The following is a 25,509-nucleotide window of genomic DNA, read 5'->3' as shown; positions in this document are numbered from 1 at the left end:
TCTCGCCGCCGCTCAGGCCGCCGCGCCGGCGATGTCCAGCGCCCGGTCGAGTTCGGTCAAGCTATTATAAAAATGCGCGGAAAAGCGTATCCCGCCGCCGCGCGGCGCGCAGACCACTTGATGGCGCTGCAAATGCCGGTACAGGGCGGCATTGTCGGCGCGGCGGTGTTGAAAGGTGACGATGCCCGATTGCAACGGCGTGGCGGGTGGGGCTAGCAACACCAAATTCGGATCGGCGCCGATTCGCTCGCGCAAATAGGCGGCGCGTTCCAACACCAAAGATTCGATGGTGGCCATGCCGGTTTCCAGCAGCAAGGACAAGCTGGCGGACAGCGCATGAATCCCGACCATATTCGGACTGCCGCATTCGAAGCGGCGGGCGGTGGGGTGGACTTCCCACGGCCGGTTTTCGTAATTGTGCGTGTCCTTCATCATGTGCCAACCGTATTGCGTCAGCTTGAGACGGTCGCGCGCGGCCGGCGTCGTGTAGAACACACCTAGACCTTCCGGGCCGAACAGCCACTTGTGGCCGTCGGCCATCACGAAATCGGCGCCGCAGGCTTGCACGTCGAATCGCACCGCGCCCAGACTTTGAATCGCATCGACGCAAAACAAGATATCGCGTTTTTTACAGAACTCGCCCAGTCGTTCGAGATTCAGGCGCAGGCCGTCGGCGAACTGGATCGAGCTGACCGCCAGCAAGCGGGTCCGGCGGTCGATCAGCGCGATTAACGCGTCTTCCGGCGTCGCGCCGTCGCGCATATCGGCCTCGCGGAACTCGACGCCTTGGTCGGCCAACGATTGCCACGGCAATCGGTTGGACGGAAATTCCTGGTTGCTGGAGACGATGTTGTCGCCGGCTTGCCAAGTAAGGCCGTAGGCGACGAAGGACAAGGCCTCCGAGGTGTTTTTGACCAGCGCGATATCGTCGGCGGACGGCGCGTTCAGCAAGTCGCGGAATTGCTCGCGCAGCTCGGTTTGTTTCTTCAGCCAGTCCAGGTAAAAGTGCGAGCCGTAGCGGCTGTTTTGCTCGGCGAAGGCGATCACCGCCTCGCTGGTACGTTTCGGCCACGGCGCGACCGCGGCGTGGTTCAGGTAAATCAGATCGTCGATCAGCGGGAATTCGGGGTGTCTCATTTCAGGTTTCCGAGTTGCGGGGAGCACGGGCGTGGGCCGGCTCGTCGCGTGGCCGGCCCGGCTATCATAACGGTCGCAAGCGCGAATGCCAAAATGGTCGTCGGCCGTAAGCCTGGTGGCGTTGGCCCGCGACATTTTGGGGCAATTGTTTGAGAGCGCCGAATCAAGTAGTCTTTAGCCTTTTAATCGGTTAGGGACGGCATGAAACAGCAGAGCTGCAATACGATCTGGCATCAAGCCAGCGTGACTCGCGCCCGGCGGGAAGCGTTGAACGGACATCGCTCGGCGATACTCTGGTTTACCGGATTGTCGGGGGCAGGCAAATCCACCTTGGCGCATGCGGTCGAAGAGCGTTTGCACGAACTGGGTTGTTTGACCTTCGTGTTGGACGGCGATAACGTCAGGCACGGCTTGTGCGGCGATCTGGGCTTTAGCGATGCCGATCGTCACGAGAATATCCGACGGGTCGGCGAATTGGCCAAGTTAATGCTGGAAGCCGGCGTGATTACGTTGACGGCCTTCATTTCGCCGTTTCGCGCCGAGCGCGAACTGGCGCGGCGCTTGGTCGCCGACGGCGATTTCATCGAGATTTATTGCAATTGCAGTCTGGACGTGTGCGAGAGTCGCGACGTCAAAGGCTTGTACCAAAAGGCGCGCCAAGGCCAAATCCCGCATTTCACCGGTATTTCGTCGCCTTATCAGCCGCCGGACCACCCGGAATTGATCGTGAATACCGATCAGGCGGAGCTGAAGGCTTGCGTGGAGCAGGTCATGCGGGTCTTGACGGCGCGCGGCGTGGTTGCCGCCGAACGCGACGAGGCGGGCGATGCAATACGACGTCTTTAACGGCGATGCCGACGGCATTTGTGCGCTATTGCAATGGCGGCTGGCTTATCCCGAGCCCTCGATTTTGGTAACCGGTATCAAGCGAGACATCGCATTGCTGGAGCGCGTGCCGGCGCGTGCCGGCGATCGGGTGACGGTGCTGGACGTTTCGCTGGACCGCAATCGAGCGGCGCTGTTGAAGTTGCTGGCGGGTGGTGTCGAGTTATTTTACATCGACCATCATTTCGCCGGCGAAATACCAATACACCCCCGCTTTAGCCATCGCATCGACACCGCGTCCGACTGCTGTACCAGTTTGCTGATGAACGCGTATTTGGCTGGGCGTCACGTCGCGTGGGCGGTGGTGGGGGCGTACGGCGACAATCTTGATAGCGGCGCGGCGGAGGCGGCCCAGTCGCTGAGTTTATCGGCACGGAAATTGCTTGAGCTACGCCAGCTCGGCATTTGCATTAATTACAACGCGTACGGCAGTTGTCTCGAAGATTTGAATGTCGCCCCGGACGATTTATTTCGCCGATTGAGCGTTTACGCGACCCCGTTCCAGTTCGTTGCCGACCAGCCGGAACTGTATCGGCAATTGCTGGATGGATACGCGGCCGATATGGCGGCCGCGGCGGGTTTGGAGCCCGAGTTTAGCAACGAGGCGATCGCGGTTTATGTGTTGCCGGACCAAAAATGGGCCAGGCGCGTCAGCGGCGTGTGGGCCAACGCCTTGGCCAACGGGGCGCCGGAGCGTGCCCATGCGATCGTCGGTGTCAACGCTCGCGGCAGCTACCAAGTCAGTGTCCGCGCGCCTTTGACCAACAAGGCCGGTGCCGACGAATTATGTGCCGGCTTCGGCGGCGGCGGCCGTAAGGCGGCGGCGGGGATCGACGATTTGGCTATCGATAGATTCGACGAGTTCGTGGAAACCTTCAATCGACGCTATTCTGATTTGCGATGAACGGACTTTCGGTGTTGCCGTGAAAAATCGGTTGTTGCTGGCTTGTGTTTTATACACGGTCTTTGTGATCTACGGCAGTTTGGTGCCGTGGCAGTATAACGGCTTGTCTTTTGGACAGGGGTGGCGGCGGTTTCAACAAATTCCCTATTTGGACTTGGGTATTGCTTCCCGAGCGGACTGGGTAGCCAACATCTTGTTGTTCGTGCCGCTGACGTTTGGCTGGTTGGGCTGGTGGTCTTATCAGCGGAGTCAGGCGGCCCGGATTGTGGCAACGCCGCTGGTGTGGCTGGCGGGCTTGGGATTGTGCTTGGGCATCGAATTTACCCAGGTCTTCTTCCCGCCACGTACCGTGTCGATCAACGATGTGGTCGCGGAAAGCTTTGGCGGGGCGGTCGGGCTGGCCGTTTGGTGGCGGTGGGGCGAGCGATTGATGAGCTGGCTGGTCGCATGGCAGCTTCGATATCAAGGCGTCACTCCGTATTTGCAACTCTATTTGGCCGGTTTATTCGGTTATAGCGTGTTGCCGCTGGATCTGACTCTCAGTCCGGTCGAGTTCTACCATAAGTGGCACGAGGACCGAATCATCCTATTGCCTTTCGGCGGTCTGACTGGCGATTGGCTGAAGAATGTCTACGATATTTTGGCTGATGTCGCGCTTTGGGTGCCGGTGCCTTGGCTTTGGGCGAAGTTGACCCCGATGACGCCACGCCAGATATTGTGGCGGGTATTCTGGTCCGCTCTGGCGATAGAGGGTTTCCAACTGTTTGTTTACAGCCGGGTAACCGATGTGACCGATATCGGCTTGGCGGTGGTCGGCGGCGGTTTGGGTCTGCGTTTGTTGGGCCGGCGCGGCTGGCAATCCGCGGCTGGACTGCATGGCGATACGCTAGCGCGTCGCTTAACGCTTTACGGGAGGTTGGGCTACGTGTCGTGGGGTTTGCTGCTGATCGCGACCCTTTGGTATCCCTACGATTTTCGTTTCGAGCGTCAAGCGCTGCTCGGATGGGAGAGCCGGTTTTTCAGCGTACCTTTGCGGGCGTATTACTACGGCACCGAATACCGAGCCATCACCGAGGTATTCCACAAACTGCTATTTTTCGTCCCGGTTGGGGGCTTTTGCCGGGTGATGTTTGTAGCGCTTGCGAAGCGGCCGCGCCGGTGGGTGTCGGGATTGGCAATTGCCGTCGTCGCGTTGGTCGTCGAATCCGGGCAGATGTTTATCCCCGGCAAAAATTCCGATATGACCGACTTGTTGCTGGAAATCGGTGGCGGTCTGTTGGGGTTTTTAGTGACTGGGCGGATATTGGCGGAATTTTACGAAGACTCGCGGTTGGTACTTGGCGACCCGCCGTCGGTTCTCGCCGAGTCGCCGAACGCCGTTGCGAAGGGTAGGTCCACGAATGGCGGATGGTGGCCGATGTTGCTGGGGGTAAGCGTGACTTGGGCCGCGTTGACCTGGGTTAGTCAGTATCCAGGCACACCGTACAACGTTCGGGAGTGGTTTTCCGCCGATTTTCCGGCGCTGAGCGCTTTCGGTTTGACAGTGTTGTTTTTTTGGTGCTTCGGCGGTCCGTTGGCGTTTTTATTAAATGCGCTGGGACGCGGTGCCGGCATGGGTTTTTGTCCCAAGGTTTTGGCTTTGCACGGTTTGGGAGCATGGCTGATGGTTCGCCTGTGCCTGCCGTTGGAAAGCCTGCATGATATCGTGGGTTCGCCGATCTTGCCGGTCAACGCCGACTTGGAATTGGCGGTCCGGTTTTTGGGCTTATTCGGTGTATTTTCGATTTTGCAGCAAGGCGGCAACCATCTGGCCTTGTTGCCGTTGGCACGCTCCGGTCATTTCGCCAGGTTGTTCGTCGTCGGCGGCGTGTGGGCGGCCGTGGTGTTGCCGCTTGGTTTTTGGATCGTCGTCGATCGGGCCGCGACCGACAATCTGACCGAGCTATTGCCGAATGGCGGTTACGCCTGGGCCGTGTTGAATATCGGAATTTATTGGTTTTTGGTGAGTTGGTTAAGTTCGTCGCTGGCGGTTAGCGCGGTATTTTTCAAGATTAAGCGCTTTTCGGTGGTTTTGGCGGCATTCCTGGTGTCGTTCGAAGTGGGATATCGCTTAGTGAATTGGGGAACCGAGCAGTACGTCTTGAAATACGATCAAGTCTTTTCAACGCTGCAGTTTTTATTGAGTAGCGACCGAGCGCATTTGACGCCGATAGCCGAGCTACGCGGGCGGTTTTATCCGCTGCATGCCGGCGTCGTTGCCCTCGGCTTTTTTGCGCAGTATGCGATGGCGGTAATGTTCCGAGATCGCATGCAACAGAATTATTCGCCGCCCAAGCGGCGGAACCTCTTCAACGGGAGATAGCTTTGACTGGAGTTTGGATATTATGGGTTGCCGGCGGCTTGGCGCATCGCGATGCCGGGCGGTAACTCGGACGTGGCATTGTTTCGGATCAGTCCTTTCAGGTTGCCTCGTTTGGCTTGCGTGGCGGCATGTGTCTGGTTGATCGGGGGAGAACCGGCGTGGGCCGGCGCGCCCAGGAGCGGCGGAGTTTCGGTGGCGACTACCGAGGCGACGGCCGGCGCTGATAGCAAGCTCGGCACCGGTCGCGTCGAACAGACACCGAACACCGCCGAAAATCCGGCGGTAAATGTCGAGCGTAAGCCGTTTGCGGCGGATTTCTCGGCGCAAGTGGCGATGACTCAGGCGCTATTGGTCGAGCAGCGCAGAATGGAAGCGCTGATGACCGGCCATGTTGCGCAAAATTCGCTACCAGGACAAAGCGACATCCATGACCGCTTCCAACAGGTATACGGCTTAGCGATTGAAGCGCCGGCTTACGATCAGTTGCTGAACGACATTCGAAGTCAAATCGGCGAAGAAACGTATAGCCGTTTGCTATGGACTTATTTCGATATCAAAGCGTTGGACGTAAGTATCAATGCTCGTTTGGCGGAATACGATCAGGCCCTCAGGCAGTGGATGCAGGATACTCAGCAACGCTGGGGGCTCGACCAGCGCTTTGCTTTTCTCGGGGTTTCCGAGTTGGAAAACAGGATGGAGGTGTCCACGGATTTGGGACCGGTGCCGATTTTGTCGCCAACCCACGCCGGGGGGAAAGCGGTTTTGGATATTCGCCAAAATCCGAACGGCGTTGCCGAGGGTGGTATCAACGAGGACGGATTTGTAGCGCGATTGATAAAACTCTTTACGATCAAGAACTTCGTGCTATTGTCGCTAGTGGTGTTTTCGCTCGGTTTGCTGTTTCGCGGATTCCGGTTTTTAGTGCGCCAGCGCAATGCCTAGGCTTACTCGGCAGTGTCTGCTAGAAGGTTCCGCCGAGTTCGGTGTACGGTTCCGTCGCGGCTCGGATTTTAGCGTTTCATAGCTTGCCGGGCTTAAACGGCCTTACGCACGCCGCCGGTTTTGCCTTGAAGAGCACTCAAGGTACTTCGGTTAGCTGCCCCGCGGTTTAAACTGGTGACGGCTTCGGCGTTTTTGTAACCAACGAACCAAGCCGGTGGCGTAGAGCAGCGCGCAAAGCGGCCCCGCCGCGAAAATTAACAAGCGGCCGGGCAAGCCGAAGGCTTCGCCGCTGTGCAGAGGATGCAGCCAACTCCAGAATAATTCGCCGCCGCTAAAATTCTCGGGGGCGTTCACCGCTAATACCTCGCCGCTATATTGATCGATCCAGACGTTGGTTTTCGGAAAGCGCCGGCCCGGCTCGCCGGGCTGGCGCAGATTGATGCGGTAACTACCGGCCGCGTCGTTTGGCGTTTCGATCCAGACCAGTGTCGCGTTCGGATAGCGCGCCATTCCCGCCGACACGGCGGTATCCACGTCGATGGTTTTGCCGCCGGATTGGCGGGAGCGCGGGTTGGGCGGGTCGTGCATCGGCGCAGCCTGCATCACCAACGGCTTCACGTATTCGGGGATCTCCAACGCGATGCCGGTGATCGCCAAAACCGCAAATACGAGCCAACCGTACACGCCGGCCAGCTTATGCAGATCGTAGATCAAGCGTTCGGAGCTCGCGCGTTTTTTCAAGGTCAATGCTGTTCGCCATTTGCCCGAATGCGGCCACCAGAGCACCAGGCCGCTGATTAGCGCGATCAGCAGCAAACCGCCGATGACCGCCATCACCAGCTTGCCCGGCCGGTCCAGCAATAAGGCGTAATGTAAGTCGTACAGCCAGGTGGTCAGACTGTCGCCCCAAAGATGGCGCCGCACGACCTGACCGGTATAGCGGTCTACCGATACCAACAGCGGCGCGAACGACTTCTGTTTGGTTTCGATGGGTTTGTAATAGCGAGCGGTGACGGCGCGTAGCGGATTTTCCGGGTTTTCCAGTCGCCAGCCATGCGGCCGTTCCGGTTCGGCGCGGCGCAGAGCCTGGTAAGTGGCTTCCCAGCTTAGCGGCGGGTTGGCGCTGGGTTTGGCGAGCAGCACCGGCGCCAGGATGGGGTCCAGTTCCTGGTAAAACACCAACACGCTGCCGGTAATGCCGGTCAGCGTTAGCAACAAACCTAGATTGAGTCCCAAGTAAAGATGCAGCGCCCGCCAGAATCGGCGGGTGCCGCCTGTGCGCGAAGCCATCAATAATCAAACTTGACGTTGACGGCGCCGTAGAACGCAATGCCGTCGCCCGGCGAGAAGAACGGTTGGGCGGTGGCGCCGAAGCTTTCGTCGTACCAAACGTATTCCCGGCGAACGTCTGCCAGGTTCTTGGCCTGAAATTGTACTTCCACTTCCTTGGTCACCTGATAGCCCAAATCCAGGTTCAGCAAGGCGTATTCGCCGTATTTGCCGCGGACATTGGCCTGGTCTACGAAATAGTCTCCCTGGCCGCTGGTCCATAGCGACGAACGCAGTTGCGGCAGGATTTGGTAATCGATGCCGGCCGAAAACAAGTAATTCGGGGTATTGACCACCTGATTGCCTGCGACGTATTGCATCGCACTGGAAACAGCTGGCGGATTGGTGACTTTGGCTTCCTGCAACGAGTAGGCGGCCCAAACACCAACTTTGTCGGTCGGATAAACCTTGATCTCAATGTCCACGCCCTGCCGTTTGGTGGCGCCGATCATCGTCGAATCCACGCTGGCCAGATTGCGGCTGATTTCGTTGCTGGCGTCTTGCGCCCAATAAGCGACCCGGCCTTCGGCCCAATCCACTGGTTTTAGTTTTATGCCCACTTCCCAACCGTCGTTCAAAGAAGGGCCAATATTCTTTTGGCTGCTATTCAGAATGAATGTGGCTTGACCCAAACCTACCTGAAATGTGCGTCCCCAGTTTCCGTAAAGGCTATAGCCTTCGATGGGTGTAATCACCGCTCCGATTTTCGGCTGGGAAATAGTGCCGTAATCGTTCAATGGATAGGCGCCGTAGGTCGAGCCAGCGCGGTGATTGAAAAAGCTGCCGTCGATGATGTCGGCGCGGTAGCCCGGCGTCAGCTTTAACCATTTGAACGGCTTGATCACGGCCTGAATGTAGCCGCCGTAGTTCAAGAAGTCCCACTTCTCGTCGTTACGCAAACCTGTGCTACGGCGAACCCGGCTATCGGTCAGATAGCGCAGATATTTGTTTTCCTGTTGCTGGAAATCGAAGCCGGTTTCCAGCGAAAAGTCGTCCAGCCAACTGACCACCGGATGGTAGGTCAGCGAGGTCATCGCGCCGTATTGGATTTCGTCGCGGTCGCGTTCTTGCTGTATGGCGCCTGGGCCGTAAGTCACGTAGCGCTGGTCGTCGAACAAGGTGCCGTAAACCTTGGACGACCAGAATAAGGTTTGGCTGAGGTTGACGTCCAAATGGGTGCTGACTTGACCAACCGTGCGTTTGCCGCCGTCAGTGGCATTTCGGGCGAAGGTTTGGGTTTGATTGAGTAGCTGTTCCTGATAAGTCATGTAGCCCGGTTCTTGAGCGCCGGCTTCGCTCCAGCGGGCGATCAGACCTATTTTGTATTTTTGGTCGTCCGGCGTGTAAAACCATTTGCCGGAAAAACTGTTTTTGTCGGTGTCGCTGTGGTCGCGGTAGCCCTCGCTGGCGCGGTAGGAAATCTGATAATTTTGCGAGAAGCCGTCCTTTTCGTAGCCAAGTCCGGATTGGATGTCGTGGGTATTGAAGCTGCCGTAACCTACCCGGCCCTTGACGTAGTTACCGCCGGTGGTGGTGTTCATGCTGATGTTGCCGGCGAAGGAGTGCAGGCCGTAGCGGGCGTCGTTGGTGCCCCGGACCACTTCAATCGACTCGATGTCTAGCGGAAACAATGAATCGACGAAATAGGTGTCGCCGCTATTGGTGTTGCTCGGAATGCCGTCGATCAAAAGCTTGACTGCGTTGACCCGGCCTTCGCCGTTAAAACCGCGAAACGACATTTTTCCGGTCGTGATGCCTTGGCCGAATTGAGTGACCTGCACGCCTGGCATGCGGTGGAACAAGTCGTAGGCCGTCAACACGTTTTGATCGGCAATTTTGTCGGCGTACATGATGTCCACCGAGGTGGCAATGTCCTTGCTGGTCAATTTGCCGTTTTGTTCGTTGTCGCTCACCGTGACCGCGCCGAGTTCGAAAATCGAATCGTCGTTGACCGCTTTCGGTTTGGGTGGTGGGGCTTTTTTGATGGCGATCATGCCGTCGCCGACCGTTTCGTATTGCAAGCCGTTTTTCGACAATACTTTCTCCAAGGCTTGGCCGATCGTGAATTGGCCGCGCAGAGCCTCGGCGCTCAGGCCTTGCACGACCGCGTCGGCATAAATCAGCTTGGTGCCGGTGGATTTGGCTAATTGTTCCAGCGTCGCGGCCAAGGCTTGCGGCGGCAGGTCGAAACGGCTGGCGCCATTGTCGGCTAGCGTCTCGAAACTGGCCGCCAACGCCAATGCCAGCAACGGTAAGGTCCGGCGCGCTTGGGCCGGCGCCCATAGTCCTATCTTCATGTTGATCTCCTGGTTTCGTGGATTGCGGCAAGATCGTGTTTGCCTTAATACCTAATAACGATCCGGAACAGACGAACTGGACAATTATTTTTGCAGAGCCATGTTTGAACAGCTCTAGCGAAGCGCTTGTGCCGGAAAAATCCAGTCTGGCAAAGGGTTTAGCGCGGATGCAGTACGATGGTCTGTTTTTGCTGTTGTACCCGAACCGGCAGGATTTTTTCGAGCGCCAGCAAAAACGGTTTTAAATCGTCGGCATCGAAGCGGCCGCTGACGGTCTGGCGCGCCAGTTCGGGGGCGGCCAACACGAAATGCACCGGATGGTAGCGTTCCAACTCCGCCGTCACATCGGCGAGCGGGGTATGGTCGAACCAAAGCTGGCCGTCCGTCCAGGCGAGAGATCGTTCGCGGGTGGCGGGCTGGATTGGCAACCAGCGGCCGTTGGCGTCGATTTGCCGGCTGAAACCGGCGCGCAAGTTCTGGCCGATCCAGCTGGATTCCTTGCGCAGTTCCACTTCGCCTTCCAGAACTGCTACCGCCGTTCCCGCCGCGCTGCGCCGGACGTTGAATACGGTACCTATGTCGCTGATTCGAATCCCGCCGACGGCGACGCCAAACGGTTGCCAATTGCGATGCGCGACGTCGAACAGCGCTTCGCCTTGCTGCAATTCGACTTCCCGGCGTAGCCAGGACATTCTGACACTGAGTCGAGTCGCGGTATTCAGCTGTATGCTCGATCCGTCGCCGAGGACGACGGTGCGGCGTTCGCCGATGCCGGTTTGGTAGGTCTCCTGAGGAGCGCTGGCGTGTTGCCACCAGGCGCCGCCCAGTAAGCCGCAGGCGAGCAGCGCGCTGAACAGTGCGGAGGTTTTGCGCCAGGAGCGGCGGCCGGCGGCGCGAGCGTCGTTCAGGCCGGGGACATCCCGGCCTTTCAGCGTGTCGATGTCGCCCCAGAGCTGTTCGATTTCGAAATACGCTTGGCTGTGGGTGGGGTTTTCAGTCAACCAGTCTTCGAACTGTTGGCGCAACAGATCGGTGCACTGTTCCGATTGCAATTCCACGAACCAAGTCGCGGCTTGCTTCAGCAGATTTTGTTGTTCGGCGGCGGTCTTCATGGCGGGTCTCAACCGGTTTCTAGCAAGGCCTGATGGCAGCGCAACATGGCTTTGACCAATTGACGCTGGACCGTCTTTTCCGAAATGCCCAGTTGCTTGGCGATGTCGTGGTAGCTGAGTTCATCGAATTTGCGCAGCAGAAAAATGTGTCGGCATTGGCCAGGCAGTCCGGCGATGGCTTGCAGCAAGCGTTGGCACTGTTGACCAAGCATAGCAGATTCGTCCGGTTGCTTGGCAGGGCAGGGGACGGTTTCGTCAATGATGGTCTCGCGCATTTCCCGGCGGCGATTCTGACGGACAAAGTCTATCGCGAGGCGCTCGGCTGTGCGAAATAGATAGCCGGTCAAGTTTTCGTCATGGCTGAGCTCGTGTTTGCGCAGCAAGCGTAAATAGGTTTCTTGACTGAGATCCTGAGCAGTATCCGGGCAATTAACCCGCTGTAGCAAATAGGCGACCACGGTGTCTCGGTGGTCGCGAAACAATTCGACGATTTGCTGCTGGTGTAACGTGATGGCGGTCATGGGCTGCCTCCGCGGCAAACTTGGCGGATAAAACCCTAGAAATTCGCAATCAATATGCCAGTTTCCTGTTAAGGCTTGTTGTTTCTGGATCGAAGTCTTTTTGGGGAGGAGCCGGAGTGGCGTCGGCGCGGAAAAACTACGGCAAATGACCTAGCGGGGTGTGGGAAATGCCGTATTTTGCCGGCGACCGCGATTCGGTCGGCATCTATAGGGGCGATCGCTTCCGCTGCCCTAATCCTTCGCTTTCCGCTATGATGCCGCCACCATTGACAAGCAGCGGGGGCAACCATGGACTTAGCGAGAGCACTGGGGTTGGGAGCGGTCGAGCCGGACGAAACGGCGGCCAGGCAGCAACTACATCTCTATATCAACCTGAAATTGGCTTCTTGCGGGCAGCCGATCTGTGTCGACGCCGCCTCGGCGCGTTTCATGGACACCGCTCAGGACTTGCTGAATAGCTACTTGGAGAAGAGTCGGCTGTTGGCCAGTTCGTCGTTGTATCCGGCCGACCGGCGGATTCAGAACTTCCTCGATCGCTATTGCGCAGACTTGAATTTGCCGGCGGTGCCGAGCTTGCCCACGATGACCTTCGAACTGGATCGCCACGGCGTCGCTCGCGAGTTGTCGCTGCCGATCGGCGAGGACGAATTTCGCTCGGAAATCGTGTCCAGTTTTCGAGTCAAGCAAGGGGTTTTGCACAATCCGGCGAGCGACCGGCGCACGACCAAAGGCTCGTTTCACATTGCGGATGGCGGCCTGCCGGTGCCGGGCGACAAGAAGCAAGTCCCAAAATTGACGTTTGCGCTGATGTTGGCGGAAGCGCTGAAACCACCGGCCGACATGTTGACGTTGCCGTTTACCGCCAAGCAGGCCAGACCGGCGCGGATGTTCGCATCGCTGCTGTTGCGGCCGGTCGTATGTCCGGAGATACCCGGCGTGTCGGCCGAAAAGACGATGGAGATTCGCTTCTTCGCGCCCGGCAATTTGGTCAGCAATCTGGATTTCGTCGAAAGCATCTTCGGCAACGGCGGCAACCCGGCCTTGCCTGAGTGCGATGCTGGGCTGGACGTGGACCATTGGAGCGGGCACAGCGGTTGCGTGATATTGGCGCCGCATCTGGCCAAACTGACCAAGCAGCAAGTCGGTTTGCCGCATTGGGAAGCGGCGACCGATCGGCAGCGCGCCGACGGCATGTGCTGGCAAACCCCCGACGAACTCTACAACGACGGGCAGGCCTTCAAGCTAACCGCCCGCGACCGCTCCGGCGTTATCGTTACCTTGTTGGCCGACAACTATTACGGTTATTGCAAGAAGGAAGTCAAAACCCAGATCAGTTACGCCGCCAACCTCTACGGGTTGGCCGAGGAAGAACACGCCGGCGGCGCACTGGCGTTTCGCCGCTTCAATCACGGCGACGAATTCGGCATCGGCAGCCTGACTCGCGAGCCGGGTTACGACTTCGACGACATGGCTTACCGCTACGGCGCCATCATGGACATCCGGCCGGAAGGCTACGCGATCGACCGGCAGTACCCGGACATCGTCTACGTGCCGCAAGATTTGCGGATGAGCTTAACCACGCAACGCATCAGCTGGGTGCGTAACGGGCAAGCACACAGTATCCGCCTACAGCCCGGCAAAATTTACATTCAGCCTAACGGCTATAAAATCGAGATGTGCAAACATCCCGGCGCGCCGTCCTGGCGCTTGGTCGGCACCGTCGCCGAAGGCACGTTCTGCCACAAGCCGTGTACCGTGTCGGGCGGCGGCAAATCGGAAATCTCCAAGTCCATCGAAGATGCGGTGATCTACGGTCCGCTGTTCGTCGACGACTTGCAGAACGACCTGGATCGGGTCCAAGCAATCTTCGACAAGGATTATCGGAGCGGACGCTTTCTGCCCGGTCACGAGCATGAAGATCGCGATCCGGCCAGACCAATACTCAGCGACGAACGCAGTCTCGGGTCTGTCATCAAATTGCTGACCCCGTCGCCTTATTACACGCCGGAGTTCAACACTTGGTTGAAGTCGATTCCGCCCAGTATTTTCGCGTTGGTATTCTTGATTAAACGCTTTTATCGCAGTGAATGGGAAGGCCGCTGGCGCGACCATTTGTCGGTGGACGTGATCGACGGCGCGCCGGGCCACGAGTTGAAACTGGATCAGCGCAAAATCGTAGCCACCTATTTGCGGGTCGGCTTCGATCAGGAGGGCGGCTGGCGCACCTTCAAGGTCCGTCAGGATTACATCGCCGCCGAGAAAGTGCAGATGGAAGACGACATCACCGCCTCGGTGGTGGTGCCCGCCGACCGGATCAAGGCTTGGTTGCCGCTGACCGACTACCCGCATAGCGTTAAATTGGTCAGCAACTGCGAATATCGGCTGTTTCAACGGCCCGACGACGCGATCATTCCCGGCTACGACAAGCAAACCGAGGCCAATATGGCCGCGCCGGGCAATTTCATCGCCAACTTCGAACCGCTCGATCGCGCCAAGCTGGCGGCGGTCGTCGAGGATGTGACGACCTTCTCGCGTTTCACGCCGGCGATGCGGACTCTGTTGAACCAAGCCTACCGCGACGCCAGCGGTTTCGTCGTGTCGTCGGCGCATCCGCGCTTGGTCGACGGCAAGCCGTCCAAGAACCCGCGCTATCTGGAAACTCGCGCCGACATCGTCAACCCGATTCGCAAATACATCGCCGAAATCGGCGCCCGCCTGCACCGCAAGATTCCGTTGTCGGAGCCGCTCTGTCATCCGGTCGACGCGGTGCTGACCGGGCGGCGGAACAATCCGCCGGAACCCGGCATTCGCCCGCTGGCGGTTTACAACCCGATTCATTATCAGGAATTGCCGGAATTGTTCATGGACTTTATCTGTTCGTTGACCGGCAAGTCGCCGTCCACGACCGGCGCCGGTAGCGAAGGCGCTTTGACCAAGGGACCGTTTAACGCGTTGCGTCCGACCGCCGATCTGAACAATGCCTTGGTATCGTTCATCCTGACCGACTATCCGGGCTTTTCCAGTTCGGCCGGTTTCATCGGGCCGGATACCCGGGTCGATCACGACATCAGCCTGTTGATCCCGGAAATCTGGGCGCGCTTGCCGCCGCGCGAGCGCCGGCCGGACTATCTGATCCAGCACGGCTATCTGGAAGCGGTGCGGGACTTTGAGTACCAAGGGCGCAAGGTGTTGGCCAGCCGTTTGGGTTACCGGATTACCAGCCACTTCGTGCATGGCTTGATGGGCAAGATTTTCGATAATCCTTACGCGGTGTTCACCGACGAGATTTTGCAACCCGAACGGCAGAGTCTGGCGGTGTTTGTGGAAGGGGTTAACAATATCGTCGATACCCAGCAGCGGGTGGCCCGGCAGTATTTCGAGGATGGCAGCATTCAAGACGCTTGCCCGCCGCTGTTCGCCTTGCTGCATATCATGGCCGACGGATACTACCAGGGAATGGACGCCAGTCATCCGCAAATCCGAGCCATGTTTGGCCGCGAGGCTTTGTTGGCTTCCGATTGGTACCGCGAGCGGCTGAGTATTAAACAACAGCGAGACATTGCACTTTGGCAGGGTCATGTCGATTATTTGCAAACCTTTTTGAACGCCAGCGGACACCAGGCGCCGGCGGCGGAATTGAATTTGGTCGAGCGCTTGCAACGGGCGAAGACCCGCTTGCTGGCGGTGTCGGCGGCGGATTATCCGCAAACGCTGGTCGGCACGCTGGGCGCCGATCCGCTTGGACCTTATGCCGCGGGCTAGGCTTAAGGCCGGCCGGTTTCCAAGTAGCCGCGGAGTTCCGCCAGGTTCAACGGCGCGCTGAAGTGAAAGCCTTGCGCCAGATCGCAATCTAGCGCGCCTAGCATAGCGGTTTGCCGCTCGTTTTCGACGCCCTCGGCGACCACCTGCAAATGGATGCCGTGCGCTAAACCGACGATGGAACGGACGATACAGGCGTCGCCGGTTTCCGCGTGGAGGTCGTCGATGAAGGACTTATCGATTTTCAGCGTGTCGATCGGCAGCTGACGCAAATTACTCAGCGACGAGAAACCGGTGCCGAAGTCGTCGATGCTCAGGCGCATGTCGCGGCTTTTCATCGCCCGCATTTGCGCGATCGCCGCGTCCAAATTGTCCATCAACATGTTTTCGGTCATTTCGAATGCCAGGCGGCTGGCCGGGAAACCGGTTTCCGCCAGTATCGCGTCGATGCGATTCATCAGGTCGGGTTGCTTGAACTGGCGGGGTGACAGATTGATCGCCAGCATCAAGCCGGCCGCGGCCGGCAAGGTTAGAATGTCGCGGCAGGCGGTACGCAATACCCAAGCGCCGATCTCGACGATCAGGCCGCTGTCTTCGGCGATGGGAATGAATTCGTCCGGTTGAACCTCGCCGATGTCCGGGTGCCAGCGCAACAACACTTCGACCCCGACCGGCGCGCCGCCGGGCAAGGCTACTAGCGGCAGATAGCGCAATTGGAATTCGCCCCGGGCCAGCGCCTGATGCAAATGCTGCTCCAGCGTCACGCGCCGCAAGGACAGGGCGTTGGCCGACGCGTCGTAGAATTCGAATTTATTGCGGCCGCGCTGTTTGGCCTGGTAGAGCGCGTCGTCGGCGTGTTTGATCAAGGTTTCGCTGTTTTCCCCGTCGGCCGGATACACCCCGATGCCCAGACTGGTACCGATAAACAATTGGTGGTCGTCGATAAAAAATGCTTGGTTGACTTGCTCGATCACCCGCCGAGCGATTTCGCCGGCATCGGTGGCGGTGCGCAGATTTAGTCCGATGATCGCGAATTCGTCACCGCCCAGGCGGGCCACGGTTTCGTGCTCGCGCAAGCAAGCGGTGACGCGCTTGCCGACTTCGATCAACAGTTTGTCGCCGACCAGATGCCCCAGCGTGTCGTTGATATTCTTAAATCGGTCCAAATCCATGTAGAGCAACGCGAACTCGGTGCGATGCCGGCGCGCCTGACTAATAGATTGCGCCAGCCGTTCGTTGAACAGGGCGCGGTTGGGCAAGTCCGTCAGCGGGTCGAAATACGCTAGATGCTTGATGATTTCTTCCGAATCCTTGCGGTCGCTAATGTCGTGGATGATGGAGACAAAGTGGCTGATGGCGTTATCGTCGTCCAGAATCGGCGTGATCGACTCCAGACACCAGAATAAGTCGCCGTTTTTCTTGCGGTTCAGGAATTCGCCGTGCCAGTCCTGGCCGGCATTCAGGGTTTGCCACAATTCGTCGTAGATTTCGTTGGCGGTCAGATCGGATTTCAATAAATTGGCTTTGTGGCCGATCACTTCTTGTTCGGTAAATCCGGTGATCCGATAAAATGCCGGATTGCAGTATTCGACCTTGGCCTGGTGGTCGGTGATGATGACCATGCTGGAACTGTATTGCATCGCCAAAGACAGCTTGCGCAGTTCGCGTTCGGTCTTACGGTGATTGTCGATTTCCTTGGCCAGCGCAGCGTTGGCGGCCATCAGTTGGCTTTGGCTGGGTATCGCCAGAATTTTCGGGATCAGCGGCCAGATTAAGACTGCCGTGGTCAACGAAGCCGCGGCGGTAGCCAGTTTGACCAGTCCCGACGCCCAATAATCGGGTACCCAAACGTTCCAGATACTCAGTAAATGGGTGGTGCCGCATAGGAAGATAAACAGACCGAATAGCCAGTATACCCAGCCGAATTGTATGTCCTGGCGGCGCTTTAACACATACACCATCGCGAACGGAATGGAGTAGTAAGACAGCACGATCAGCGCGTCGGACACGGTATGCAACAACAGCAAGTCGCTTTGCCATAAGTAACATTGGCCGTGCGGCATGTAAGCCTGCATATCGAACAAATGGGGCTGTGATTCGTGCATGGCGCTCCCGAAAACAACGCTCCGGCAATCGGCCGCCGGACCGAAAAGGCGTTACTCCCGAAGCCGGGATGACGCGCGAATTTAGCGCAAAATCCCTTGCAATAAAACAGTTTTGTAGCAGTGCGGGTTTCAGGCCGGCGGCAGCCGGCCCGTTATGTCGTGTCTGGGCTTTGACTCCGTGCCGCGCGTTGCCGACAAAGCCAGCGCGCGGCGGGACGGTTCCTACTGTTGATGTTTGCGTTTGCCCTTGGTTTTGGTTTTCGGAAATTCCTGGGCGATCAACGAACGCGCCAGTTTACGCAGTCCGTTGGACGAGACTTCCAGGCCGAGCGGCGAGCCTATCGATTCCAGTTCGTACATCAGGTCGGTCGCGGCCACCAGCGTCACGTAGCGCAAGTTCTCGCCGCCCGGCAGTTGCGTGGACGCCAAGCGCAGCAGCGGTGCCAGTTTGTCCCACGAGCTGTTGAAAAATTTCCGTACCGGATCGTTTTCCGCCACGTATTCGCCGGTCAGACCTTGTTCGAACGCGCTGCCGGCCTTTTCCAAAACCTCGCGCATCGTGGCCTTGGCCGATTCGTCGGCGGCGGTCAGTTTGGTGCGTTCGATGGCTTGCTCGACCGAGCCTTGCCAGTTTTGCCAGAGTTGCCGCCATTGCGCGAGTTCGGTTTCGGTCAATACCGGCGACGACTTGATCCCGTCGCTTTTCCGGTCGTTGGCCGTGTAGCCGACACCTAGCAACAAGCCCTTGGCGTCGGCCTTGGCTTGGTTGAAACGTAGACTGTTGACCGCGTCGTGCCAGTCTTCGCTGTGCTCCGCCGAGATAAACGGCAGCAGCGATTTGGCGATGTCCGGGCGAGCCCGGTTCAGGTCGATTTTTAGCGAGGCCAGTTTCGGTTCGGCGGCTTTTTTAATCAGCGACAGCAATTGGTCGATGTTCAGCGCTTGACCGTTGCCGTCGTAGGCCTGGGTGCGAGTGACCGGAAACGACAGCACGTTACCGGTCGAATCCAGCGTGGGCTGTTGAAAGGTTTGCAGAATGCCGGACCATTCGACGATGGTCATGCATTTGTTGCCGAGCGCGGTGCCGATCTTGGCCTGCACGTGGTTTTCGATTTTGACCAAGCCGTCCTCGCCGCCGATTTGCGGCTGGGACAAATCCAAAAAACTGCATTGCTTGCCGTCCTTCCAGACGCGCGCGGTTTCGCCGGCGCCGGTGTAAAGCTGGTTGACCAGTACGCTTCTGATCAGGCCGTATTCCATCGGCACCGGTACGTTGATCTCGCGAGCCTGGGCGGCTTGCGCCGTCAGCAGCAGGCCGCCGGTGAATAACAGGGTACGCAGGGTTGACATGATTTACTCCGTAACGTTGTCTTGCGCGGTTGGGTTGAGTTCGGAAATGCCCCGGTAGGCCGACGAAATCGGATAACGCCGATCCCGGCCGAAGGCGCGGGGGGTAATGCGGATGCCGGGCGGCGATTGCCGGCGTTTGTATTCGTTGCGATCGACCAGCGAAATCGCGCGTTCGACCGCCTCGCGCGGATAGCCTAGCTCGACGATGTCGGCGGCCGATTGATCCCGCTCTATGTATAGCGCCAGGATGGGGTCTAGCACCGAATAAGGCGGCAGCGAATCCTCGTCTTTTTGGTCCGGGGCCAATTCGGCCGACGGCGGCCGGCTAATCACCCGTTCCGGAATCACCGGCGTCAGCGTGTTGCGGTATTCGGCCAGTTGGTAAACCAGTAATTTCGAGACATCCTTGAGCGGCGCGAAGCCGCCGGCCATGTCGCCGTAGAGCGTGGCATAGCCTACGCTCATTTCGCTTTTATTGCCGGTGGTCAACAACAGTTTGCCTTGTTTGTTGGACAGCGCCATCAGCAAAACCCCCCGGCAGCGGGCTTGGATGTTTTCCTCGGTGGTGTCGGTCTTGGAACCGGCAAACAGCGGCGACAGCATGGCGTTGAACGCGGAGACGGCCGGTTCGATCGGGATCACGTGATGCCTGACGCCGAGCGCCTTGGCTTCCAACTCGGCATCTTGGTTGCTGATGTCTTGGGTATAACGCGACGGCATCAGGACGCATTCGACCCTATCCGCGCCCAACGCGTCCACCGCCAATGCCAGAACCAGTGCCGAGTCTATGCCGCCCGATAGCCCTAGGATCGCGCCTTGGAAGCCGTTCTTGCGCACGTAATCCCGAATGCCGAGCACCAGTGCCTTGTATTCGCTGACCACCGGCTGGTAGAGAGCGACGATGCCGGTTTTGGCCGGCCGCGAGCCGTTGAACTCGACGAGATCGAGTTGCTCCTCGAATTCGGCGGCGCGATAGACAATCTCGCCATCGCGATCGGCGACGAAGGAGGCGCCGTCGAAGACCAATTCGTCCTGGCCGCCGATTTGATTAACATAGACCAACGGAATGCCCGCCGCGCGAACTTGGCTGCAAATGATGGTTTCGCGTTGCTGCATCTTGCCGGCGTGGAACGGCGAAGCATTCAGGGTCAGGATGATGTCGGCGCCGGCGTCGCGATTGGCGGCGATGATGCCGTCGCGCCAGATGTCCTCGCAAATGGTCAGCGCCAGTTTCGTGGTCTTGACTTCGAAAAGACAGGTGTGCCGGCCAGCCTTGAAATAGCGTTGCTCGTCGAAGACGCCGTAGTTCGGCAGGGCGAGTTTGTGGTATTCGGCGACGATGACGCCGTCCCGCAACGCGGCGGCGGCGTTGTAGAGCGTCTCGCCTTGCCGGCTCGGGTAGCCGATCACGGCGGTAATGCCTTGGATGTCGCGCAGCAGCCGGGCCAGACCGCGTTCGGTCTGGGCCAAAAAATCGCCGCGCAACAGCAAGTCCTCCGGCGGGTAGCCGGTCACGCACAATTCCGGGAAAACGATCACATCGGCGTGTTGGTGTTTGGCTTGCTCGACGGCGGACAGGATTTTTTCGACGTTGCCGGAAATGTCGGCGACCGTGAAATTCAGTTGAGCCAGGGCGATGGTTAGAGTCATCGATTACCGGGCGATACAGCCGCGCATTGCCGCGCCGATGTCCGACGGCGAGCTGACCATGGTCACGCCGGCCGCCTGCATCGCCGCGATCTTGCCTTTCGCGGTGCCCGCGCCGCCGGTGACGATGGCGCCGGCGTGGCCCATGCGTTTGCCGGGCGGCGCGGTTTGGCCGGCGATATAACCGACCACCGGTTTGGTGACATGGGCCTTGATGAATTCCGCCGCTTGTTCTTCGTCGCTACCGCCGATCTCGCCGACCATGACGATGCCCTCGGTTTGCGGGTCGTCTTGAAAGCGGCTCAATACGTCGATGAAGTTCATGCCGTGGATCGGGTCGCCGCCGATGCCGACGCAGGTGCTTTGGCCCAGGCCTTCACGGGTGGTTTGGTGGACGGCCTCGTAAGTCAACGTGCCGGAGCGGGAGACGATGCCGATCTTGCCGGGCTGATGAATATGGCCGGGCATGATGCCGATCTTGCATTGGCCGGGTGTGATAACGCCGGGGCAGTTCGGGCCGACCAGCAAGGATTGCGCGCCTTGCATCGCCGCCTTGACTTTCAACATTTGCAACACCGGGATACCCTCGGTAATACAGACGATCAATGCTATGCCGGCGTCGACCGCTTCCAGGATCGCGTCGGCGGCGAAAAACGGCGGCACGTAAATCATCGTCGCGCTGGCGCCGGTGGCCTTGACGGCTTGCTGGACCGTGTCGAATACCGGCAAATTCAGATGGCTGGAGCCGCCCCGGCCCGGCGTGACGCCGCCGACCAGTTGGGTGCCGTAGGCTAGCGCCTGTTCGGAGTGGAAAGTACCTTGTTTACCGGTGAAGCCCTGGCAGATGACTTTGGTGTGTTTGGCTATCAGAATAGACATTAGGCCACCTCTTGAGCCAGTTTCACCGCCAATTCGGCGGCTTGATTCAAATCCTCGGCGGGCGTCAGTCCCAGGCCGGAGTTTTTCAGCATGGCCAAGCCCTGCTCGACGTTGGTGCCCTCCAGGCGGACCACGACTGGAATCGTCAGATGCATGTCCTCGACCGCCGCCAGAATGCCGGCCGCGATCACGTCGCATTTGACGATGCCGCCGAAGATATTGACCAGCACGGCTTTGACGGTGCCGTCGGACAGGATCAGCTTGAAGGCTTCCTTGACCTTGTCCTTGTTGGTACCGCCGCCGACGTCCAGGAAATTGGCCGGCGCGCCGCCTTTGAGTTTGACCATGTCCATGGTTGCCATCGCCAGGCCGGCGCCGTTGACCATGCAACCGATATTGCCGCCCAAGGTGATGTAATTCAGATCGAATTGCTTGGCCTCTGCTTCCTTGGGGTCTTCCTGGCTGGCGTCGCGCAGCGCGGCGATGTCGGGATGCAAGGCCAGGGCGTTGTCGTCGAAATTGATTTTGCCGTCCAGCGCCAGCAGTTTGCCGTCTTCGGTTTCTATCAGCGGATTGATTTCGATCTGGCTGCAATCCTTGCTTAGGAACAGTTCGTACATGCCGTTCAGGATGGCCGGCAATTGCACCTGTTGCTCTTTGCCCAAGCCGAGCGCCGCGCCGATTTGCCGGCCCTGATAGGCTTGCAGGCCGGCGGCGGGGTGCACCGGAATACGGACGATCTTCTCGGGCGTTTCGGCGGCGACGGCTTCGATGTCCATGCCGCCGGCCGCCGAGGCGACAAACAACAGGCGCTCGCTTTCCCGATCCAGCAAGAGGCTCAAATAAAATTCGTTTTTGATCGCGGATGCCTCTTCGACCCAGACGCAGTTGACCGGCAGTCCGAAGGCGTCGGTTTGATGAGTGACCAAGCGTTTTCCCAGCATTTCGGCGGCGTGCTCGGCGACTTCGCGGGCATCGCGGGCCAGCTTGACGCCGCCGGCCTTGCCGCGCGCGCCGGCATGGATTTGCGCCTTGACGACCCAGGCATCGCCGCCCAATTGTTCGGCGACCTTGGCGGCGTTCGCGGCGCACTCCGCGATATCGCCTTTCGGCACCGGTACACCGTACACGGTAAACAGTTGTTTCGCCTGGTATTCGTGGATATTCATGTCCCGCTCCGATTCACGTTGATTGCCGCCGTCACTATAAGACTAGCCGCCGGGCAGGTCCTCCGCCGACTTAATGCTATGATGAAAGCCATCTTCATTCTAACTGAAACCCGCTGACAGAGACGGCATGCCTCCCGGTCAAACCCATACCTATTACCCTTGTCCGTTTTCCCGAGGTTACGGCATACCCGAGCGGCAAGCATGGCTGATGCTGAAGATATTCGCCATCTATCGCTTCATGGCCGGCAGTTTGTTCGTGATGCTGTTTTATTTACGGTTCGGCGCATCGACGCTGGGCACCTACGACAACACATTGTACCAGTTCGCTAGTCTCGGATACCTTGCGATTTCCGTGGTTGCCGCGCCGATCACGCTCAGGCATCGCTTCGGTTACGCGATGCTGGCGCAGATGTTTATCTTCACCGATATTGTCTTTATCACGTTGATGATGCATGCCAGCGGCGGCATCGCCAGCGGCATCGGCATGTTGTTGGCGATTTCGATCGCCGCCGGCGGCCTATTGATCGGCGGCCGTTGCGCGATCTTGTTCGCGGCGTTGGCCAGTCTGGCGGTGTTGGCCGAGCAGGTTTACGCGATTCAGACGCGCAGTTTCGAGGCGGTGACGCTGACCTATTCCGGCATGCTGGGCATTTCGTTTTTCTCGATTGCGTTCCTCTCGGTGATTTTGGCTCAGCGCGCCGAGCAGTCGGCGATTCTGGCGCAACAGCAAGCACAGACTATCGCTCGCTTGGAAGGCTTGAATCGCTACATTATTCAGCATTTGCAATCCGGAATTTTGATTGTGGATGGCGAGCGAATGCTGCAATTAGCCAATCAGTCGGCGCTACGGTTATTGGATCTGGCGGATATTCCGCCGACATTGGCGGACTTGGCGGCTCCGTTGCAAGAAGCCTTCGGCTTATGGCGCGACAACTCCGAGCAGGATTTTGCCATCTTGCATTTGTCCGGCGACAGGGAAATTCAGGTACGGTTTTCCGTGTTATCGATGGACGGCGAGGCTTTGTATCTGTTGATCATCGAGGACATCGCTTTGTATAACCAACGCTTGCAGCAAAGCAAGCTGGCTTCGCTGGGTCGCTTGACCGCCAGCATCGCCCACGAGATTCGCAACCCGCTTAGCGCAATCAGCCACGCAGGACAGTTGTTGTCCGAGGCGCCAGGCTTGCCCGCCCAGGAAGTGCGGCTGACCGAGATCATTCAGAACCACTGCCAACGGGTGAACTGTATTATCGAGGATATTTTGAAGTTGTCCCGCCGGCACTTCAGTCATAAGCAAAAAATCAATCTGGACGCTTGGTTGACGGCTTATTTCAGCGAGCAGAAATTCGATTTGGGCGGACGCGCAGATGCGTTCGCGCTGGCGTTTGTCAGGACGGGCTTGACGGCTTGCATCGACGACGGCCATTTGAAACAAATTCTGGATAATTTGTGCGCCAACGCACTGCAATACGGCAGGCCGGAAGCGGGGAAAATCCGGGTTGTGGTCGATCTGGTCGACGAACAGCCGACGATCAAAGTGATCGACAACGGTCCCGGCATCGGCGGTGAACATCTGACGCATTTGTTCGAGCCGTTTTTCACGACCTCGCACAAAGGCACCGGGTTAGGTTTGTACATTTCCAAAGCGCTCGCGGAACTGAATCAGGCCGATCTCGGCTACGTTCAGGATGGCGGAAAATCCTGCTTCGTGCTGGCGCTGGCTAACGCGGAAAACACGGTGATAGAAATATGAGCCCACCCGTCACGCTGGTTGTCGACGACGAGCCCGACATTCGGGAATTGCTGGAAATCACGCTGAACCGAATGGACATTCAAACCCGCTGCGCGGCTGATTTGGCCGGGGCCAAGCAATTGCTGGCCAATCAACGTTTCGATCTGTGTTTGACCGATATGAAATTACCGGACGGCGACGGTTTGGAACTGGTCGACCACATCCAGGCCTGCGGTCTGCCGTTGCCGGTGGCGGTGATTACCGCGCACGGCAATATGGATATCGCCATCAAGGCCATGAAAAAAGGGGCTTTCGACTTCCTATCCAAGCCGGTCGATTTGGCGGTGTTGCGGCAGCTGGTCAACCATGCGTTGCAAGCCTCGCAAGGGCGGGCAGCCGAAAAAGAGCGCCGCACTCGCGATGTGTTGTTGGGCGATTCGGTACCGATGCGGGCGATACGCTCGAAAATCGAGAAGGTGGCGCGCAATCAGGCGCCGGTCTACATCAGCGGTGAGTCCGGTTCCGGCAAGGAGTTGGTGGCGCGCTTGATTCATCAGCAAAGCCCGCGCGGCGCGCAGCCCTTTGTCGCGATCAATTGCGGCGCGATTCCGCTGGAGTTAATGGAAAGCGAGTTCTTCGGTCATAAAAAAGGCAGCTTTACCGGCGCGGTCAGCGACAAGCAAGGCTTGTTTCAGGCTGCCGAAGGCGGCACGCTGTTTCTCGACGAAGTCGCCGATTTGCCGTTGCCGTTGCAAGTCAAATTGTTGCGAGCCATCCAGGAAAAGAAGGTCCGGCCGGTTGGCGAGCAACGCGAAGTCCCGGTTGACGTGCGCTTGCTGAGTGCCACGCATAAGGACTTGGCGAAAATGGTCCAGGAAGGGGCGTTTCGGCAGGATTTGTATTACCGGATCAATGTCATCGAACTGAATTTGCCGCCGCTGCGGGCCAGGGAAGCCGATATTCCGCAATTGACCCGCCACTTACTGACCAAGTTAGCCGCCGCCAACGGCACGGCAATTCCCGATCTGAGCGATGCGGCTTGGCGAGCGCTAAAGGGGTACTGCTTTCCAGGCAATGTGCGGGAATTGGAAAACATTCTCGAGCGAGCGTTGGCCTTGCACGAGGGCAATCTGATCGATGTTGACGATTTGAATTTGCCGTTGGGGCTGGAGGCTGCCGCGGCCGAGGATTTCGACGCGCAAAAGATGTCGCTCGAAAGCTATTTGGAGGGCATCGAAAAGAAAGCGCTGAGCAGTGCGTTGGAAGAAAACCGCTGGAATAAAACCGCGACCGCCAAGCAACTGGGCTTGACCTTCCGCTCGTTGCGGTATCGGCTGAAAAAGCTGGGACTGGAGTGAGTGCGGCAGCCGGACCGGCTG

The 25,509-nt window shown here is 58.4% G+C and carries 17 protein-coding genes; 7 read left to right on the top strand and 10 right to left on the bottom strand.

The features are described from left to right. Positions 1 to 12 precede the first annotated feature (12 nt). Complete coding sequence (locus A1355_RS23080; protein WP_064031638.1) at positions 13 to 1,137, bottom strand: aminotransferase class V-fold PLP-dependent enzyme; 1,125 nt, start codon at positions 1,135 to 1,137, stop codon at positions 13 to 15. A 201-nt stretch (positions 1,138 to 1,338) separates the two neighbouring features. On the opposite strand from A1355_RS23080, the gene cysC reads away from it, so the two are divergent. The 4 genes from cysC to A1355_RS23060 all read left to right on the top strand — a co-directional run bounded on the left by cysC (position 1,339) and on the right by A1355_RS23060 (position 6,230). Then, positions 1,339 to 1,983 carry an adenylyl-sulfate kinase gene (cysC, locus tag A1355_RS23075; protein WP_064031627.1) on the top strand — a complete coding sequence of 215 codons (645 nt, stop codon included), beginning with the start codon at positions 1,339 to 1,341 and terminating at the stop codon, positions 1,981 to 1,983. Then, on the top strand, positions 1,964 to 2,926 hold the full coding sequence (locus A1355_RS23070) for a DHHA1 domain-containing protein (RefSeq protein ID WP_064031626.1): 963 nt from the start codon (positions 1,964 to 1,966) through the stop codon (positions 2,924 to 2,926). The genes cysC and A1355_RS23070 overlap by 20 nt, the downstream gene beginning before the upstream one ends. A gap of 19 nt (positions 2,927 to 2,945) precedes the next feature. Beyond that, entirely contained in the window at positions 2,946 to 5,288 is a 2,343-nt protein-coding gene (locus A1355_RS23065; protein WP_064031625.1) for a VanZ family protein, read from the top strand. A 192-nt stretch (positions 5,289 to 5,480) separates the two neighbouring features. Beyond that, complete coding sequence (locus A1355_RS23060; RefSeq protein ID WP_157198004.1) at positions 5,481 to 6,230, top strand: hypothetical protein; 750 nt, start codon at positions 5,481 to 5,483, stop codon at positions 6,228 to 6,230. A 150-nt stretch (positions 6,231 to 6,380) separates the two neighbouring features. Here the strand turns inward: A1355_RS23060 and A1355_RS23055 are convergent, their stop codons facing one another. From A1355_RS23055 to A1355_RS23040, 4 genes are all read right to left on the bottom strand, one after another. Next, positions 6,381 to 7,520 carry a PepSY-associated TM helix domain-containing protein gene (locus tag A1355_RS23055; RefSeq protein ID WP_064031623.1) on the bottom strand — a complete coding sequence of 380 codons (1,140 nt, stop codon included), beginning with the start codon at positions 7,518 to 7,520 and terminating at the stop codon, positions 6,381 to 6,383. Continuing rightward, entirely contained in the window at positions 7,520 to 9,856 is a 2,337-nt protein-coding gene (locus tag A1355_RS23050) for a TonB-dependent receptor domain-containing protein (protein ID WP_082885724.1), read from the bottom strand. Before A1355_RS23050 ends, A1355_RS23055 begins: the two co-directional genes overlap by 1 nt. A 158-nt stretch (positions 9,857 to 10,014) precedes the next feature. Beyond that, positions 10,015 to 10,968 (bottom strand): FecR family protein, encoded by a 954-nt coding sequence (locus A1355_RS23045; protein WP_064031622.1) that lies wholly within the window; start codon positions 10,966 to 10,968, stop codon positions 10,015 to 10,017. Between the two features lie 8 nt (positions 10,969 to 10,976). Further along, positions 10,977 to 11,489 (bottom strand): RNA polymerase sigma factor, encoded by a 513-nt coding sequence (locus A1355_RS23040; RefSeq protein ID WP_064031621.1) that lies wholly within the window; start codon positions 11,487 to 11,489, stop codon positions 10,977 to 10,979. Positions 11,490 to 11,777: 288 nt separating this feature from the next. Here A1355_RS23040 and A1355_RS23035 point away from each other — a divergent pair, with 288 nt between their 5' ends. Then, complete coding sequence (locus tag A1355_RS23035; RefSeq protein ID WP_064031620.1) at positions 11,778 to 15,251, top strand: hypothetical protein; 3,474 nt, start codon at positions 11,778 to 11,780, stop codon at positions 15,249 to 15,251. Between the two features lie 2 nt (positions 15,252 to 15,253). Here A1355_RS23035 and A1355_RS23030 read toward each other — a convergent pair whose 3' ends face one another. From A1355_RS23030 to sucC, 5 genes are all read right to left on the bottom strand, one after another. Then, positions 15,254 to 17,353, bottom strand: a complete 2,100-nt coding sequence (locus A1355_RS23030; RefSeq protein WP_064031619.1) for a putative bifunctional diguanylate cyclase/phosphodiesterase — start codon at positions 17,351 to 17,353, stop codon at positions 15,254 to 15,256. A gap of 222 nt (positions 17,354 to 17,575) precedes the next feature. Further along, entirely contained in the window at positions 17,576 to 18,703 is a 1,128-nt protein-coding gene (locus A1355_RS23025; RefSeq protein WP_064031618.1) for a hypothetical protein, read from the bottom strand. A gap of 3 nt (positions 18,704 to 18,706) precedes the next feature. Continuing rightward, positions 18,707 to 20,353, bottom strand: a complete 1,647-nt coding sequence (locus A1355_RS23020; protein ID WP_064031617.1) for an NAD+ synthase — start codon at positions 20,351 to 20,353, stop codon at positions 18,707 to 18,709. Between the two features lie 3 nt (positions 20,354 to 20,356). Beyond that, positions 20,357 to 21,229, bottom strand: a complete 873-nt coding sequence (gene sucD / locus A1355_RS23015) for a succinate--CoA ligase subunit alpha (protein WP_064031616.1) — start codon at positions 21,227 to 21,229, stop codon at positions 20,357 to 20,359. Next, positions 21,229 to 22,398, bottom strand: coding sequence for an ADP-forming succinate--CoA ligase subunit beta (sucC, locus tag A1355_RS23010; protein WP_064031615.1), 1,170 nt, complete (start codon positions 22,396 to 22,398; stop codon positions 21,229 to 21,231). Before sucC ends, sucD begins: the two co-directional genes overlap by 1 nt. Before the next feature lie 127 nt (positions 22,399 to 22,525). Here sucC and A1355_RS23005 point away from each other — a divergent pair, with 127 nt between their 5' ends. Then, positions 22,526 to 24,151 carry a sensor histidine kinase gene (locus tag A1355_RS23005; RefSeq protein ID WP_064031614.1) on the top strand — a complete coding sequence of 542 codons (1,626 nt, stop codon included), beginning with the start codon at positions 22,526 to 22,528 and terminating at the stop codon, positions 24,149 to 24,151. Next, positions 24,148 to 25,488 carry a sigma-54-dependent transcriptional regulator gene (locus A1355_RS23000; protein ID WP_064031613.1) on the top strand — a complete coding sequence of 447 codons (1,341 nt, stop codon included), beginning with the start codon at positions 24,148 to 24,150 and terminating at the stop codon, positions 25,486 to 25,488. Before A1355_RS23005 ends, A1355_RS23000 begins: the two co-directional genes overlap by 4 nt. Positions 25,489 to 25,509 lie beyond the last annotated feature (21 nt).

Origin of the sequence: Methylomonas koyamae, from assembly GCF_001644025.1 — a bacterium.
In the GTDB taxonomy this organism is placed as follows: Bacteria; Pseudomonadota; Gammaproteobacteria; order Methylococcales; family Methylomonadaceae; genus Methylomonas; species Methylomonas koyamae_A.
Note: the sequence above shows the minus strand (reverse complement) of the source record. Positions and strands in the feature narration are given on the sequence as shown.

What these genes read in the sequence shown, in the direction of transcription:
- A1355_RS23080 (WP_064031638.1), bottom strand. Translation starts at nt 1,137, where the DNA reads ATGAGACACCCCGAATTCCCGCTGATCGACGATCTGATTTACCTGAAC.
- cysC (WP_064031627.1), top strand. Translation starts at nt 1,339, where the DNA reads ATGAAACAGCAGAGCTGCAATACGATCTGGCATCAAGCCAGCGTGACT.
- A1355_RS23070 (WP_064031626.1), top strand. Translation starts at nt 1,964, where the DNA reads ATGCAATACGACGTCTTTAACGGCGATGCCGACGGCATTTGTGCGCTA.
- A1355_RS23055 (WP_064031623.1), bottom strand. Translation starts at nt 7,520, where the DNA reads ATGGCTTCGCGCACAGGCGGCACCCGCCGATTCTGGCGGGCGCTGCAT.
- A1355_RS23050 (WP_082885724.1), bottom strand. Translation starts at nt 9,856, where the DNA reads ATGAAGATAGGACTATGGGCGCCGGCCCAAGCGCGCCGGACCTTACCG.
- A1355_RS23045 (WP_064031622.1), bottom strand. Translation starts at nt 10,968, where the DNA reads ATGAAGACCGCCGCCGAACAACAAAATCTGCTGAAGCAAGCCGCGACT.
- A1355_RS23040 (WP_064031621.1), bottom strand. Translation starts at nt 11,489, where the DNA reads ATGACCGCCATCACGTTACACCAGCAGCAAATCGTCGAATTGTTTCGC.
- A1355_RS23035 (WP_064031620.1), top strand. Translation starts at nt 11,778, where the DNA reads ATGGACTTAGCGAGAGCACTGGGGTTGGGAGCGGTCGAGCCGGACGAA.
- A1355_RS23030 (WP_064031619.1), bottom strand. Translation starts at nt 17,353, where the DNA reads ATGCACGAATCACAGCCCCATTTGTTCGATATGCAGGCTTACATGCCG.
- A1355_RS23025 (WP_064031618.1), bottom strand. Translation starts at nt 18,703, where the DNA reads ATGTCAACCCTGCGTACCCTGTTATTCACCGGCGGCCTGCTGCTGACG.
- A1355_RS23020 (WP_064031617.1), bottom strand. Translation starts at nt 20,353, where the DNA reads ATGACTCTAACCATCGCCCTGGCTCAACTGAATTTCACGGTCGCCGAC.
- sucD (WP_064031616.1), bottom strand. Translation starts at nt 21,229, where the DNA reads ATGTCTATTCTGATAGCCAAACACACCAAAGTCATCTGCCAGGGCTTC.
- sucC (WP_064031615.1), bottom strand. Translation starts at nt 22,398, where the DNA reads ATGAATATCCACGAATACCAGGCGAAACAACTGTTTACCGTGTACGGT.
- A1355_RS23005 (WP_064031614.1), top strand. Translation starts at nt 22,526, where the DNA reads ATGCCTCCCGGTCAAACCCATACCTATTACCCTTGTCCGTTTTCCCGA.
- A1355_RS23000 (WP_064031613.1), top strand. Translation starts at nt 24,148, where the DNA reads ATGAGCCCACCCGTCACGCTGGTTGTCGACGACGAGCCCGACATTCGG.